The organism is Halosimplex rubrum (assembly GCF_013415885.1).
GTDB classification, from domain to species: domain Archaea; phylum Halobacteriota; class Halobacteria; order Halobacteriales; family Haloarculaceae; genus Halosimplex; species Halosimplex rubrum.
This window is the reverse complement of the sequence record NZ_CP058910.1, coordinates 3,297,599-3,313,906: the sequence shown is the minus strand read 5'-3', so window position 1 is coordinate 3,313,906 and position 16,308 is coordinate 3,297,599. Positions and strand designations below refer to the sequence as shown.

Sequence of the window (16,308 nt, the reverse complement as noted above, 5' to 3'; positions counted from 1 at the left end):
ACATGGTACGCGATACTGGCGACGACGGCAGTGGCGAATCGACATCCGACGGATCGGGGAACTTCGACCGGCGCGCCTTCATGAAAGCGGCGGGCGCCGCCGCGGCGACCGGGATCGGGATCGGCGCGACGGCGAGCCCGGCCGCGGCCGACATCACCTCGAATCAGACCGGCAACGACGGCGGGTACTTCTACTCGTTCTGGACGAACGACGAGGGCTCGGTCACGATGAACCTCGGGTCGGACGGGAACTACAGCGTCGACTGGTCGGACACGGGGAACTTCGTCTGCGGCAAGGGCTGGGAGACCGGCGGTCGCAGGAACGTCGACTACACGGCCAACTACAGCCCGTCGGGCAACTCCTACCTGTGCCTGTACGGGTGGACGACCGACCCGCTCGTCGAGTACTACATCATCGAGGACTACGGCAGCTACAAGCCGGGCGACTCCTACGAGGGGACCCACACCACCGACGGGTCGACCTACGAGATATACACGTCCGAGCGGGTGAACAAGCCCTCGATCGAAGGGAACGCGACGTTCACGCAGTACTGGAGCATCCGGCAGAACTCCCGGACGGAGGGGACGATCACCACGGGCAACCACTTCGACGCCTGGGAGAACAACGGGCTGCCCATGGGCAACCACGACTACATGATCCTGGCCACCGAGGGCTACCAGAGCAGCGGCTCCTCGGAGGTTTGGGTCGGCGCCGACGGCAGTGGCGGCGGCGGTGGCGGCGGTGGCGGCGGTGGCGGCGGTGGCGGCGGTTCCGGCGGCGGTAGCGGCTCCACCGGTTCGCTCCAGAGCGGCACCTACAGCATCCAGAACGTCAACAGCGGCAAGGCGATGGACGTCACGGGCGAGTCCACCGAGGACGGCGCCAACGTCCAGCAGTACAGCTACTGGGGCGGCTCGAACCAGCAGTGGAACGTCACCGACACCGGTAACGGCTACAAGATCGAGAACGCCAACAGCGGAAAAGTCCTCGACGTGGCGAACTCCTCCACGTCGGCCGGTGCCAACGTCCAGCAGTACACGGACTACGGCAACGACAACCAGCGGTTCCACATCCACGACCAGGGTGGCGGTCAGTACCACGTCCAGCCGGTCCACAGCGACATGGCCGTCGAAGCGGAGAACGCGACGACCTCCGACGGCGGTAACGTCCAGCAGAGCGACTGGAGCGGCGGGGACCATCAGCTCTGGACGTTCGAATCGGTCTGAAGACTCGCTCGGAGCGAACCGCACCGCTCGACAGTCGGACCGACCGCCGACCGCCCGAGTCTCGCGGACACTCCTTTCGCCTTCGACGCGACCGACAACGAGGGGACGACCGCGACTGACACCGTCACCGTCGACGTGTCCTAATCGGTCACACCCAGTCGCATCGGCCGACCCTCCCGGGTCGAACCGCGTCTGTGCCTTCGGACATCGGCCCCGCGAGCGACCGCTCAGTCGCCGTCGACGCGACCCTGCTCGTCGGGGATCCCGGCGTGGTCGTAGAAGTACTCGCTCAGTCGGTCGCGCCAGACGCCCGCGTGTTCGACCTGCTCGTCGAAGCGCTCGGCGACGTGACGCCAGCGCTCGTCGTCGATCTCGCCTTCGAGCGTGCGCCACTCGTCGCGCAGGCGCTGGGTCTCCTCGACGCCGGCGTAGAGGTTGTCGTACAGCGTCTGGACGACCGTGCGCCCGTCGTCGAGTTCGTGGTCCCAGGGCAGGTGATGGAAGAAGAGGAGCAGCTCCTCCGGGCAGGACTCGGGGTCGTCGTACAGCTCCGCGAGAGCCTCGGGGTACTGCTGGGCGTAGCCGTTGCCCTTCGAGTTGCGGTCCTTCCCGATGCCCTCCTCGGTGATGCCGGTGTAGCCGGGCCACTCCTCCGGACCGGGGTCGTAGTGATTTTCGAGGTAGGCGCTGCCGTTGTACATCATGTGCATCAGGCCGATACCCCCGGTCGAGTAGTCGATGACCGCCGGCCACGTGCCGTGCATGATCTCCGTGACCGTCTCGACCACGTCGGGGTCGGTTCCGAACGTCCCTTTGACCCACTCGTCGGTGATGTCGGCGGTCTCCAGATCGGGATCCCACGCCAACCGGCCGTACCCGTAGAGGTTCGCCTGCGCGAGGTAGTGACCGGTCCAACTGCGGTCCTCGCCGGGACCGCCGACGCCCGCCATGCCGGTCCCCTCGTCGGTGAAGAGATCCTTCACTTTCTTCCCGTGGCCCTCGGGGTCGGTGTCGAACTCCAGGACCTCCTTCCACATCGGGACGTGGTAGCAGGCGTGGACGTGCTGGCCGGTGTACTCGCCGGTGATCTGGAGTTCGAGGCCCAGATCGGTCTCGGGCATCTGGCCGAAGACCGGCGAGATGGGCTCGCGGGGCTGGAAGTCGATCGGGCCGTTCTTGACCTGGACGGTGACGTTGTCGTGGAAGTCGCCGTCCAGCGGTTCGAAGGTGTCGTACTGCTGGACGGCGCGGTCCTTGTGACTGCCGTAGACGAACGCGCGCCACCAGACGCGACCGCCGTGGGGTTCGAGCGCCCGCGCGAGGACGTTCGCCCCGTCGACGTGGTCGGCGTCGTAGTTGTACGGCCCGGGTTGGCCCTCCGAGTCGGCCTTGACGAGGAAACCGCCGAAGTCGGGGATCAGGTCGTACACTTCCTCGGCCTTCTCGGCCCACCACTGCTCGACCTCGGGGTCGTTGGGGTCGGAGGTGTCCAGGTCGCCGACCTTCTCCGGCGCGCCGAAGTTGATCGAGAGGTACGTCTCGATGCCGTACCGTCGGAACAGCGAGGCGAGGCCGGTGAGCTTCTCCAGGTACCGGGTTTCGAGCAGGCGCCACCCCTCCAGCTGTTCCATCGCCTCGTTGCCCTCCTCGCGGCCGGGGATCTGCGTGTTGACGTTGTTGAGGACGACGCCGTTGATCCCGACGGAGGCGAGCAGGCGCGCGTAGTCGCGGTAGCGCTCGCGCAGGTCGGGCAGGGTCTCGAAGTCGAAGATGGACTGGCCGGCGTACCCCCGCTCCATCGACCCGCGGAAGGGGTTGTCCCAGTGGTTGATCAGCCGGTCCGGGGAGGCGGGTTCTTCCTCGACGTGAACGTCCTCGATCGACTCTCGGGTGGCCATGAGCCGCAGCAGATGGAACGTACCGTACACGAGCCCGCGGTCGGAGGAGGCGGTGACGACGAGCGTGTCGATCCCCTCCCACTCGCCGGTCGTGATCACGTAGCCGCCCTTGTCGAGGTCGGCGATCTCGGCCTCGTCGACGGCTTGGGCCACCACGTCCATGTCCCCGGGCGTCCCGACGGCGAGGAAGCCGTCGACGGTGCGGGGCGGGTGTTGCCAGAGGTGCGGGTCGCGGCCGAGCATCCCGCCGAGGCCCCGTCGCAGTTCCTCGCGGACGGCGCCGAGTTCGCGGGACTCCTCGGCGACGTACGCGTGGGTGCAGAGTCGCCGATACGACGCTCGAAGATCCCCCTCGGGGACCTCGTCGTACCGGAGCCAGCAGTCGTCGTAATCCGGTTGCATACGCTACTCCGATCCGGGGCGGTCACTAAAACGCTGACGACCGGTCTCGAAAGAACGGAGAACGGCGACGCCGCCGGTCAGGAGACGGTGATCTCGACCTCGTCGGTGGTCGAGTAGCCGAGGTTGTCCGTCGCGGTCAGCTCGACGGTGTAGGTGCCCGTCGAGCCGTAGCGGTGTTCGGCCCACCAGCCCTCGGCGCTCTCGCCGTCGCCGAAGGCCCACGCCAGGTCGGTGATCCAGCGGTTCTCGCCGGAGGTGTCCTCGACGGCGAACGTGAGTCGCTCGTCGACCGCCGCCTCGGTCGCGCTCGGTTTCGCCTCGGCGAGGACGCCCTCCAGCTCGGAGACGTAGACGGTGAGCCGGTCGGTCGTGGTCTCGCCCTCGCTGTTCGTGGCGGTCAACTCGACCGTGTAGACGCCCGGCTCCTCGTAGCGGTGAGCGTTCCAGTAGCCCGACGCGGTCGTCCCGTCGTCGAACGACCACTGCAGGTCGTCGATGTGGGCGCCCGAGCCGCTGGTGTCGATCACCTGGAAGGTCAGCCGCTCGCCGACGGTACCCTGTGTCGCACTGGGCTGGAGGCGCGCGATCAGGTCCTCGTCGCTCCGGGTGACCTCGAAGCTGAAGTCGGTCGCCGTCGTCACGCCGTCGGCGTTGGTCGCCGACACGTCGAGGGTGTTCCGCCCGCGCGAGACGATCTCGCCGCCCTCGAAGGGGTCGCCGTTGAGCGTGACCGACCGCGAGGCGACGCTCGACTCGTCGTCGGCGATACGCACGTCCGCGGCGCGAGGCGCCTCGTAGGTCGCGCCGGCCTGGAGGTCGTCGATCACGACCCCCGGCCCGGTCGGGTCGGCGACGTCCAGCGAGACGGCCTCCGACCAGACGTCGACCGCGCCGACGACCATCGCGTAGCCCTCGGGGCCCTGCGGGACGGTGACCCGGAGGTACTCCGCGTCGTCGGGCAGCCCTCCGACCTGCGAGTAGGTCCAGAAGGCGTAGTAACCGTTCGAGTCGTTCGGCGGCTCGACGACGGTCGGCTCCACCTCGACGGGCTCGAACGTCTCGCCGTCGCTGGAGACGGCGAACGCCAGGTCGGAGTCGGTGGCGTTGTTGTTCACGTAGGCGTCGACCTCGAACGCGGCCACGCCGTCGGCGAGGCGGTAGGTGACCGACCCCGCCTGCCCGCCCTCGGACTTCTGGAAGAAGCTGTCGTCGCCCTGGCGCGAGGTGTAGCCCGCCGCGAAGACGTTGTCGTTCGAGTCGGCGACCGACAGGTCGCTCGCGTCGTCGGACAGCGCCGGGTCGCCCAGATCCGCGCTCTCGCGTGCGGCGAAGCGCGCGCTCGCCGCCGCGGTGTCGCCGTAGGCCGTGACCGTCACCGTCACCGTCGCGGTCCCCTCGCCGGCGACCGAGACGACACCGTCCTCGTCGATCATGAGCACGTCCTTGTCGGCGCTCTCGAACGACAGTGCCCCTTCGGGGATCGGCAGGTCGTACCCGCTCTCGGAGGTGAGCGACAGGCCGAGGTCGACGGTGTCGTCGCCGACGAGCGTGTGCCCGTCGACCTCAAGGTCGACATCGCCGATCGACGCCTGCTCGATCCGGACCTCGACGGACGCGCCGTCGTCGGTGAACTCGACGGTCTTGGCGCCGATGCGCTGGCCCTCGCTGGCGACGACCTCGTAGGTGCCCTCGAAGCCGCGACCGGCGTAGACGCCGTCGGCGTCGGCCGCGCCGGACTCCTCGGTCCACCACTCCTCGAACAGCAGCCGGCGGTACTCCTCGCCGTGGGGCCGGATCGTCCAGTCGCTGTCGTAGTAGGCGCCGGTCGGCCGCCAGTGTTCGTCTTCCCAGAAGCCCCACGAGATGACGCCCTCGACGGCCTCGTGGCTGAACGCCGCCGTCAGCACGTCGCGGAGGTAGTCGCGCTGGGCGGCCACCTCGTTCTCGTTCGAGCGGTCGTTGATCTGGATGTCGAACTCCGTGAGCTGGAGCGGGACGCCGAACTCGCCGAACCGGTCGAACCGATCGAGCAGTTCGGTCGGCGGCGTGAGACTCCCCAGACCGAAGTGGGACATGAAGCCGATCCCCTCGACGCCGGCGTCGTTGTCGGTGAGCCACTCGATGTGGTCGTAGTAGTCGTTCGTGAGCTGGTCGCCGGCGATGATGTTCAACTCGTTGATATACATCTGCGAGGAGGGGTCGGCCTCGTCGGCCGCCTCCCACCACTCGAGGATGTACTCCCGGCCGATGTCCTGCCATATCTCGGGGTAGAACAGGGGGTGGTTGTGCATGTCCCACTCGGGGAGTTCGCCCTCGAACTCCTCGGCTCGGTCTCGGATCAGCCGTTTGACCTCCTCGTTTATCTCCGTCGCCGACAGCGAGTCGTCGATGCCCATCCAGTCGTAGGTCGACCAGACCAGCGCGTGCCCGCGAGTGGGGATGTCGCGTTCGAGCAGCCAGTCGATGGCCGCGCGAGTGTTGTCCTTGTCCAGTGAGTCGCCGTAGCTTCCCTCCCAGGCCGGCACTTTCAGCCCGTTCTCCGGGACGGCCTTGTTGAAGTTGTCGAGGAACCGTTCGCGGTAGGTCTCGGAGCCGTCGGGCCACTGGTTGACCGCGATGGCCGACCCCCAGTCGTACTCGTGGGCCCGCATCTCGACGGACACGTCGGCGTCGGGGACCGGGTCGCCGTTGCCGTCGAGGACGGTGACCTCGAAGTCCGTCTTCCGCAACTCGTCGATCCGGTCCCGAGCCGCCGAGCGCCACTCGGCGTCCTCGGCGCGACCGGGGTAGTCGTAGTCGAAGGCGGTCGTCGGCAGCTCGCCGACGCCGACCTGCGTGCCGTAGTCGAGCAGGGCGACGCCGCCGAACTCGACGGTTTGCTGGCCGAAGCCCGTCCAGAACTCCACGTACGGGAGGTAGTCCGTCCCGTCGGGCTTGGCGCCCACTTCGATCGGGAAGTAGTAGCGCTGCCACTCGCTGCCGAGGGTGACCCGCTCGGTCCCCTGGATGAACGACTCGGAGTAGCCCGTCGCGCCGTCGGGGTCGGTGAACTGGTACTTGAACCCCGCCTGGACCTCGACGGACTCCTCGGCGGCGGCCGCGTTCGCGCCGCGCATGTACGCGACCGCGAGCAGCACGTCCCCCTCCGAGAAGTCGCGGTCGGTGATGTTGGACTTGTAGGTGTAGGAGTAGCCGTCGCTCGCGTCCTCCTCGATCGCGACGCGGTCGCCGACCGTGATCGGCACGTCGGCGTTCACGTCGAACTGCGTCTCGGTCCCCTGGTCGCCGCCCTGGAGGCTGAACGCCTCCAGCGTGGTCGCCTCGGTGTCGCTGTAGACGAACGTCCCCTCGGGCAGCCCCTCCTCGTCCATCAGCCGGGACTGCAACCCCTGGTGATACGCGTCGGCCGCTGTCTGTCCACCCGATGCCGCACCCGTGCCGAGGACCCCCGCCGCGCTGGCCGCCGCCAGCGACTGCAGGAAGGTCCGCCGGTCGCTCCCGCTCTCGCGGTTCTCGTTGCTATCCATGTGTACAACAGCACGTGGGACGTTCGTCACCACATACAAATATTTTTGTGTTTTTCCGACATCATATGGGTGTCAATTCGAAATGTCGGCCACGGATCGATGATTCGATCGCCCGTTGAGAAGCGACGACCGCCGCTTTTGCGAATACGCCGAACCGACGGACAGGAAGGTGCCGACGGAAACCGAACCGGACGCGACGACGCCTGGCGCGACGACTCGCCGTGCGCTCCCCGGGTCGCTCCGGCGGCCCCGAGACGGTCGTCGCTCGGACACCGAAAGCTTTTGCCGACGATCCTCCTTGACCGACGCACGCGTATGTCATCTGAAGATACGTTCGGGTCGGACGCGGACGAACGGTCGGAGGGAACCGTCGGCCGCCGGTCGCTGCTCGGTGCGCTGGCGGCCGCGGGGCTCGCCGGCTGTCCGAGCGACGGCGGCGACGCCACGGCGACCGACGGGGAAACCGACGCGTCGACGCCGACGGTCACGCCGGAAGGGGCCGCCGACGCGACGCCCGAAGCGACCGACACCGAGAGCGGGACCGACACGCCGACCGAGCCCGACCCGGCCGTCGAGCGCCGGATCCGCGAACACCGGACGAGCGAGCTCGCCGTCGAGGTGACCGACGGGTCGGGCGAGGCGGTCGCCGACGCCGAGGTCGCAGTCGCCATGCGGGCCCACGAGTTCGGCTTCGGCACCGCGGTCAACGCGGGGACGCTGATCGAGGAGTCGAGCGAGGGCGACGAGTACCGCGAGCGCATCCCGGAGCTGTTCAACAAGGCCGTCATCGAGAATCAGATGAAGTGGCGCTTCTGGGAGTCGGACCCGGAGCTGGCCGACGCGGCGGTCGAGTGGCTGCTCGAACAGGGCCTGGACGTGCGAGGCCACGTCTGCATCTGGGGGCGGTCCGACGCGGGCGCCATCCCCTCAGACGTTCTGACCGCGATCGACGACCGGGACGCCGAGACGATCCGCCGGCGCTCGATGGACCACATCGAGGAGATCATCACCCACTACGGCGACGACGTGACCGAGTGGGAGGTCGTCAACGAGGCGATGCACGCCTACCAGCTCCAGCTGGGCGTCTACGGCGACGACATCGACCAGGCCGAGCCGTGGAACGGGGCGGTCGCCCCCTGGACCTCGCCGCTGCTGGCCGAGTGGTACGGCAAGGCCGACGAGGTCCGCCGCGAGAACGACCTGGACATCGGGCTCGGGGTCAACGACTTCAACCAGTTCGGCTACAGCTACACCGACGGGCGCTACCAGTCGCAGATCGAGCACCTCAACGACGATGCCGTCCAGCTCGACACCGTCGGGCTGCAGGCCCACGTCGGCGCCCGAACCGGCGAGTTCAACACCAACTCCGAGCCCGACGAACGGGTCAGCGCGAGTCGCGTCGCCGAGGAGATTGACAAGTGGGCCGACTACGGCGCCAGCGTGAAGATCACGGAGTTCGACACCTACAACGGCGACGACTGGGAGGGCGACGAACAGCGAGCGCGGGTGCTGGAGAACTACCTCCGGGGCGCGTTCTCCCACCCCGACGTGGAGGACTTCCTGATGTGGGGCTTCTGGGACGGCCGCCACTGGCGCAGCGAGGCGCCGCTGTTCTACGAGGACTGGTCGGAAAAGCCCGCCTACGACGTGTGGACCGGTCTCGTCTTCGACGAGTGGTGGACCGAGGAGTCGGGTACTACCGACGAATCGGGCGCGTTCTCGACGACCGGGTTCCACGGCGAGTACGAGGTGACCGCCACCGTCGACGGTACCGAAGTCACCGAGACGGTCACCGTCTCCGAGGGCGGAGCCACCGTCGAACTCTCGCCCGACGTCTAGACCGCCCGGCGCTCGCCCGGCCCGGCCCGACGTTCCTCCGACCGGACCCCGCGTTCGACTGTTCTGATACGTCGTTCGCCCGGCCGAGTCCGACGTTCGCTCGGACCGGCCCGGCGTTCGCGCGCCGTCCGCGCGCACCGAGTTTCGGCCGATATCACCCGCCGATCCGTCCGCTCGGATCGGATCCGATGGCCCGCGAACTGCCGTGAACGCTGGGAACCGGCAACTGTCTCCGGAACACCTGACAACTGGATTCGAACTACACCCAGTTATCAGTATGTTTTGGGAATATTTATGGGTCATAGATAGTTGAGTACCGGTCGAACCTATGCGAGACCCTGACAGTGGCGATCGTGAGACCGATCGCGTTCGGGTGGGGCGACGACCGTTCCTGCAGTCGATCGGAGCGGCGGGCGCCGCGGGTGGCATCGCCAACGTAACAGCGGGCGACGTTCGAGCGGACACCCCGGAGTCGTGGGCGTCGGGCGGGGACGCGTACTACTCCGCGCTCGTCGACGACCTGCAGAACGGCCGCGGGCTCCCGCCCGCGAACTTCGAGTTCGCGGACACCGAGTCGGGCGCCTGGAACGCGCTGTTCGCACAGGCGGGCTCGAACGGCGAGTACGGGACGGTCGAATCGATCGACGTCAGTGGCGACGACGTGCCGTTCACGGAGGCGCGCCGGATCGACGTGACCGACGCGCCGGACGCGAACTACCCGGTGCAGGTCCGCGGCGACCTCACCCGGGACGTCTCCGCCGGCGACACGATGCTCGCCGTCGCGTACCTGCGGTCGTCGAGCGACGGCCCGCAGTCGCAGTTTTTCGCCGTCGACAGCGGCGGGTTCGGGAACGCGTCGGTCGGCAACCAGTCGCCGACGATCGGCTCGGAGTGGGAGCGCCACTACTTCCCGATCGAGATCGGTGCGGACACGGCGGCCGACTCCTCGGACCTCTACGTCCAGTGGCAGTTCGGCTTCAAACAGCAGACCGTCGATGTCGGTGGCGTGGCGCTGCTCGACTTCGGGACCAACGCCGAGTTCGACCAGCTGCCGTCCGGCGTCGCCGAGTCGTCCGGCTCGTCGGGCTCGTACTACGACACGCTGACCGGCGACCTGTCGGCGCTGGACCTCCCCGAGCCCGGGTTCGTCTACGGCGAGACGGAGTCCGATACGTGGAGCGCCTACGAGTTCGGTGTCGGCGACTACGGCACCGTCGAGGACCTGGACGTGAGCGGCGACTCGGTGCCGTTCGCCGAGGCGTCGCGCGTGTCGATCAACGGCACGCAGGAGAACGATTACAACGCGAACCTGCGAGCCGACGTCGGCGACATGCCCGTCGAGCAGGGCGACGTGTTGCTCGGGGTCGCGTATCTACGCGGTCCCGACGGGAGCGCACAGGCCACCTACGCCGCACAGGAGAGCGCCAGCACCGGCTTCAACAACTGGGCGGAGTTCACAGGCCCCTCGATCGGCTCGGAGTGGGAGCGGTACTACTTCCCCATCCAGTTCGGCGCCGCGGCCGACGCCGGCAGCTGGTGGACGGAGTTCTGGCTCGCCTACGACGAACAGACCGTCGACATCGGCGGGCTCGCGCTGCTGGATTACTCCGACACGGACGCGACGCTCGACGACCTCCCCGCCGGCGCGGCGAGTGAAATCGACACCGGTGGTAGTGGTGGGCCGGAGGAGTGGCCCCAGACCGACGACCCGTACTACTCGGGGCTGATCGATTACCTTCAGGAGCGTAACCTCGACCCCGGACGGTTCGTCTACGCGAACAACGAAGCGGACGCGTTCGGCACCTTCGGGCTCACCGGAGGTGAAGCGGACAAGGCCGAACGCTCCGCGTTGGATGTCGGCGACGACGTGCCCTTCTCGGAGGCGACACGTATCGACGTCTCCGAGGCCGGCACCAACGCCTACAGCGTCAATTTCAAAGGCATCGAACAGGACGAAGCGGTCTCGGAGGGCGACGTGTTGCTGGGGGTCGCGTACTTCCGGACGCCGGACGAGGAGAACGCGCAGATCACGTACAAGGCCAGCGAAAACGACGGGGACGACAGCAACTACGCGAACTACGTCTCGAACCCGAACCCGCCGGTCACCTCGGAGTGGCAGCGGTACTTCTTCCCGGTCCAGTTCGGCGAGGACTCCGACCCGGGGAACTGGTGGACGGAAATCTGGGTCGCGGCGCAGGCCCAGACCGTCGACATCGGCGGGCTGGCGCTCGTCAACTTCGAGGGGAACAACTCGGTCGAAGCGCTGCCCGAGTGGGAGCGGTCGCCCGAGGAGGGCTGGGAGGAGGAGGCCGACCAGCGTATTCAGGACCACCGCACGGCCGAGATGGCGGTCGACGTGGTCGACGAGAACGGCGACCCGGTCGAGGGCGCCGAGGTGTCGGTCTCGATGCGCGAACACGAGTTCAAGTTCGGGGCCATGACCAACGCGCCCCAGATAGAGAACACGGAGGAGGGCGACCCCTACCGGGAGAACCGCAAGGAGCTGTTCAACGCGGGCGTCCTCGAAAACTACCACAAGTGGGACTTCTGGGAGAACGGCCAGGACACCGCCGACGCGGCCGTCGAGTGGATGGAGGCCCAGGACTGGTACGTCCGGGGCCACGTCGCCCTGTGGGCCAGCGTGGACTCCGCGGCCGTCCCCGACGACGTGGTCGACGCGATGGCCTGGGACAGCGACGCCGACGCGGCCACCCCCAGCGAGGCCGACTCGCAGTACGTCCGCGAGCAGACAACCAGTCACGTCTCCGACATCATCGGCTACTACGGCGACCGCATCGACGAGTGGGAGGTCGTCAACGAGCTCATCCCCGAGCCCGGCTTCGTCCGGTCGATCCACGGCGCCGACGTGACCCCGGAGGAGGCGCCGATCCTCGACGAGTGGTTCGCGACCGCGCGGGCGGCCGGCCCCGACGGCCAGCCGCTGGGCATCAACGACTACAACACCATCGAGGGGCCCTACAGCGGACGGAGAGACCGCTACACGACCCAGATCGAGACGGTCCAGAACACCGAAGCGGGGCTCGACTTCGTCGGCCTGCAGGGCCACTTCAGCGAGAGTTCCTCGCTGCTGCCATCGCAGACGATGTCGGCGCTCGACAGCTACGCCGAGACGGCGGGTGACGACGTCGGCCTGCGGATCACGGAGTTCGACATGTCCGACGAGAACTGGCCCGAGTCGGAGAAGGCCGACTTCTTCTACCAGTTCCTGAAGACGGTCTTCAGCCACCCGTCCGTCGAGCAGTTCGTCGTCTGGGGACTGATCGACACGATGCACTGGCGCGACGACGCGCCGTTCTACGCGGCGGGCTGGGAGGAGAAACCCGCGCTCGACCGGTACCGCGACCTCGTCTTCGACCAGTGGTGGACCGAGGAGTCGGGCACCACGGACGACTCCGGCACCGTCACGCTCCAGGGCTTCAAGGGCGAGTACGCCGTCGACGTGAGCTACGAGGGCACGTCCGCCTCCGCGACGACGACGCTCTCCGAGGGCGGGGCCACCGTCGAGGTCTCGCTCGACGGCGAGGACGCCGATACGGGCGACGGCGAGGGCGAGAACGACGGGGACTCCGACGGTCCGACCGGGACGCCCACCGCGACCACGACGGCGACGCCCACCGCGACCGCAACGGAGTCCGGCCCGACAGCGACGACCGGTGAGGACGACCCCGCGGCGGGGACGACCTCCGGCAGCGGCCCGGGGCTGGGCATCGTCTCGACGGTCGCGACGCTCGGTGGCTTCGCGAGTCTCGCGAAGTACCTCGCTGACGACGAAGACGACGCCTGACGGGGCGGTCATCCGTCGACGACTGTCAGCCCTCGTTCCCCGCCCGCTCTCTCCGCCGGGCACTCCATCACGGACTGTCGTCGGAACCATTAATATCCGCGTCCACCACCGAACAGGCGTAATGACAGCCGACTCCGACGCAGCCTACCGCGACCCGACGGTACCGACATCGCGGCGTATCGAGGATCTGCTCTCCAGAATGACGGTCGAAGAGAAGGCCGCCCAGCTCGGTTCGGTCAGTCCGAGCCGGGGCGTCGCGGACAACGCCGGCGAGGTCGAGGCCGGCCAGGAGCTCGTCGAGGACGGCGAACTCAACCGCGAGGTCGCCGAGGAACTGCTCGCCGAGGGGATCGGCCACCTCACCCGTATCGGCGGGGAGGGCAGTCTCCCGCCGGCGCAGGCCGCCGCGGTCACCAACGAGATCCAGGAGTACCTCGCCGAGGAGACGCGGCTCGGCATCCCGGCGATCCCCCACGAGGAGTGTCTCAGCGGCTACATGGGGCCCGAGGGCACCACCTTCCCGCAGGGCATCGGGATGGCCAGCACCTGGGACCCGGACCTGCTGGAAGCGGTCACCGACACCATCGGCGACCAGCTCGAAGCCATCGGCACCGCCCACGCGCTCTCGCCGGTGCTGGACGTGGCGCGGGACCTGCGCTGGGGTCGCGTCGAGGAGACCTACGGCGAGGACCCGTATCTCGTCGCCGAGATGGCGACCGCGTACGTCTCGGGGCTGCAGGGCGACTCCCCGGCCGACGGCATCTCCGCCACCCTGAAACACTTCGTCGGCCACGGCGTCGGCGCCGGCGGGAAGAACCGCTCGTCGGTCGACGTGAGCGAGCGCACCCTCCGCGAGGTCCACATGTTCCCCTTCGAGGCGGCGATCCAGGAGGGCGACGCCGAGGCCGTGATGAACGCCTACCACGACATCGACGGCGTCCCCTGTGCGAAAGACGAGTGGCTGCTGACGGACGTGCTGCGCGGCGAGTGGGGCTTCGACGGCCACGTCGTCTCCGACTACTTCAGCGTCGACTTCCTCAAGGAGGAACACGGCGTCGCCGCGACCCAGCAGGAGGCCGCCGTCTCGGCCGTCGAGGCCGGTCTCGACGTGGAGCTGCCCAACACCGACTGCTACGAGTACCTCGCCGAAGCCGTCCGCGACGGCGATCTGGCCGAGGAGAGCCTCGACGAGTCGGTCCGCCGGGTCCTCCGCGCGAAGTTCGAGAAGGGGCTGTTCGAGGAGCACACGGTCGACGTCGACGCCGCGACCGACCCCTACGACGACGAGGCCGCGGTCGGGCTGGCTCGCGAGGCCGCCCGCGACTCGCTGGTCGTCCTGAAAAACGAGCGCGACCTGCTGCCGCTCGACGACGCCGACTCCGTCGCCGTGGTCGGCCCGAAGGCCGACGACAAGAAGGGGATGCTCGGCGACTACGCCTACGCCGCCCACTACCCCGAGGAGGAGTACGAGTTCGAGGCCGACACGCCCCTGGCCGCCATCGAGAACCGCGTCGACGCCGACGTGAACTACGCCCAGGGCTGCACCGCGACGGGCAACTCCGCGGACAAGATCGGCCGCGCCGTCGAGGCCGCCGAGGGCGCCGACGTGGCGCTGGCGTTCGTCGGCGCCCGCTCGGCCGTCGACTTCTCCGACGCCGACGGCGTCAAAGCGGAACAGCCGATGGTCCCGACCAGCGGCGAGGGCTGTGACGTGACCGACCTCGGACTGCCCGGCGTGCAGAACGAACTCGTCGCGCAGATCGAGGAGACCGACACGCCCGTCGTGATCGTCCTCGTCAGCGGCAAACCCCACGCGATCCCCGAGATCGACGCGGGCGCCGACGCGGTCGTCCAGGCGTGGCTCCCCGGCGAGGAGGCCGGCAACGCCATCGTCGACGTGGTCTTCGAGGGCCACGACTCGGGCGGCCACCTCCCGGTGTCGATGCCCAAGTCCGTCGGCCAGCTGCCGATCCACTACAGCCGCAAGCCCAACACCTACTCCGAAGACTACGTCTACGACGACGGCCAGCCGGTCTACCCGTTCGGTCACGGACTCAGCTACGCCGAGTTCGAGTACTCCGACCTGGACCTGTCCGACGTCGACGTGGACCCGTCCGGGACCGTCTCCGCGAGCGTCACCGTCGAGAACACGGCCGACCGCGCCGGCAGCGACGTGGTCCAGCTGTACGTCTCCGCCGAGAACCCCGACCTGGCGCGGCCGGTCCAGGAACTGGTCGGCTTCCGACGCGTCGAGCTGGACGCCGGCGAATCGACCGAGATCACCTTCGACCTGGCCGCGAACCAGCTCGCCTACCACGACCGCAACGCGAACCTCGCTGTCGAGGCGGGCGACTACGAACTCCGCGTCGGCCACTCCTCCGAGGAGATCGCCGAGTCCGCCCGCCTGTCCGTGACCGACACGAAGCAGGTCCCGCGGACGAGCCGCCGCTACTTCACCGAGACGAGCCTCGACCAGGCCTGACCGTCGCGGCTCCCCGGTTTCTATCAGTATCGTACGTGATACAGCACACCCGTCCACGCGCCGGTAGACCATTTCTACGCACGCGCGTAGATAATGGTAATCACGGGGACGACCGTCGGTTCGCGACTGATCACGGTCCATGTTCTCACGGGTGATACCAGAGATCCGCCCGTGGGAGAGCGGCCGGCCGACGGAGTCTCGGCGAGGGGACCGGCCCGGGCGTCGCGCGGATCGGGGCCTTCGCCGGTGTGGTAATCCTTTTCGGGAGCGCCCGACAACGGAGGTGCATGGTCTGGGCGTCGGTCGTCGACGGAGGGGTCCGGTCGTGAGCGAACAGGACGAGGAGCAGACGGGTCGGGAGGCCGCCGCAGAGGCGCTGTGCGAGCAAAACCGGAAGGTCCTCGGCGTGTTCACGATCGCGCTCGTATTTCTGCTCATCCAGATCCCGTATCTGGTCGTCACCGACACGGACTCGTCGCTGTTCGTCGTGTCGGTGCTGAACGTCGTCGGGAGCGGCGCGTTCGTCCTCCTCAGCGGGAGCGTGCTCTGGTTCTGTCGACAGCGCGCGGTCTGAACGGTCGGCCGCCGGTCCCGGGTCCGACGAGCACGGCCGCTACGGGCCGTGAGACCGTCGAAAGAAGGTGACGAGTGCGGTCAGGCCGACGTCGTCGCGCGGGCGTACAGCTTGTTCGCGAGCAGGAACCCGTAGGCCGTCGCGCCGAGGACCATGAGGGTCACGCCGAAGATGCCCAGCATCGCGGCGAAGATCTTGTGCGCGAGGACGACCCCGGAGACCTGACCGAAGGTCTGGTACTGTTCGGGGATCCCGTTCAGCAGCGAGATCGGGCCGGCGTCGCCGCCGATGACGATCGCCGGGGTCCCGTTGACGAACGTGGCACCGAGAGCGATACAGACCCCCCCCATCACAATCGTCATCAGCGAGATGTTCCCGACCATGAAGTAGTACAGCGCCAGCGCGTACGCCCGGACGCCGTCCGCTTCCTGTCCGGCTCGTTCGATTTCCTGCCTCATTGCGATAGACTGTTTCACACACCCATTTGAAGGTTGCGCTTGCGGGAGCGGGTGTGTCGCGTGCCCAGTCAGATACGTCGTCGACTCAGTATGAAAT

The 16,308-nt window shown here is 68.1% G+C and carries 8 protein-coding genes; 5 read left to right on the top strand and 3 right to left on the bottom strand.

Annotation, left to right across the window (positions count from 1 at the left end):
* The first annotated feature begins 2 nt into the window (after nt 1–2).
* Nucleotides 3–1,226, top strand: a complete 1,224-nt coding sequence (locus HZS55_RS16610) for a glycoside hydrolase family 11 protein (RefSeq protein WP_179908688.1) — start codon at nt 3–5, stop codon at nt 1,224–1,226.
* 227 nt (nt 1,227–1,453) lie between these two features.
* On the opposite strand, the gene HZS55_RS16605 is transcribed toward HZS55_RS16610, so the two are convergent.
* Together HZS55_RS16605 and HZS55_RS16600 are read right to left on the bottom strand one after the other, a co-directional pair.
* The gene (locus tag HZS55_RS16605) at nt 1,454–3,526 is read right to left on the bottom strand and encodes an alpha-glucuronidase family glycosyl hydrolase (protein WP_179908687.1); all 2,073 of its coding nucleotides are present in this window, start codon (nt 3,524–3,526) and stop codon (nt 1,454–1,456) included.
* A 77-nt stretch (nt 3,527–3,603) separates the two neighbouring features.
* Nucleotides 3,604–7,053, bottom strand: a complete 3,450-nt coding sequence (locus HZS55_RS16600; RefSeq protein ID WP_179908686.1) for an endo-1,4-beta-xylanase — start codon at nt 7,051–7,053, stop codon at nt 3,604–3,606.
* A gap of 315 nt (nt 7,054–7,368) precedes the next feature.
* On the opposite strand from HZS55_RS16600, the gene HZS55_RS16595 reads away from it, so the two are divergent.
* The 4 genes from HZS55_RS16595 (at nt 7,369) to HZS55_RS16580 (ending at nt 15,753) form a co-directional block, all read left to right on the top strand.
* Nucleotides 7,369–8,892, top strand: coding sequence for an endo-1,4-beta-xylanase (locus HZS55_RS16595; RefSeq protein WP_179908685.1), 1,524 nt, complete (start codon nt 7,369–7,371; stop codon nt 8,890–8,892).
* 373 nt (nt 8,893–9,265) lie between these two features.
* The gene (locus tag HZS55_RS16590; RefSeq protein WP_179908684.1) at nt 9,266–12,697 is read left to right on the top strand and encodes an endo-1,4-beta-xylanase; all 3,432 of its coding nucleotides are present in this window, start codon (nt 9,266–9,268) and stop codon (nt 12,695–12,697) included.
* Nucleotides 12,698–12,818: 121 nt separating this feature from the next.
* A complete protein-coding gene (locus tag HZS55_RS16585) occupies nt 12,819–15,179 on the top strand; it encodes a glycoside hydrolase family 3 N-terminal domain-containing protein (protein ID WP_394353537.1) in 2,361 nt (786 codons plus the stop codon).
* A 325-nt stretch (nt 15,180–15,504) separates the two neighbouring features.
* Nucleotides 15,505–15,753 carry a hypothetical protein gene (locus tag HZS55_RS16580; protein WP_179908683.1) on the top strand — a complete coding sequence of 83 codons (249 nt, stop codon included), beginning with the start codon at nt 15,505–15,507 and terminating at the stop codon, nt 15,751–15,753.
* Nucleotides 15,754–15,833: 80 nt separating this feature from the next.
* Here the strand turns inward: HZS55_RS16580 and HZS55_RS16575 are convergent, their stop codons facing one another.
* Nucleotides 15,834–16,211, bottom strand: a complete 378-nt coding sequence (locus HZS55_RS16575) for a hypothetical protein (protein WP_179908682.1) — start codon at nt 16,209–16,211, stop codon at nt 15,834–15,836.
* Nucleotides 16,212–16,308: the final 97 nt, after the last annotated feature.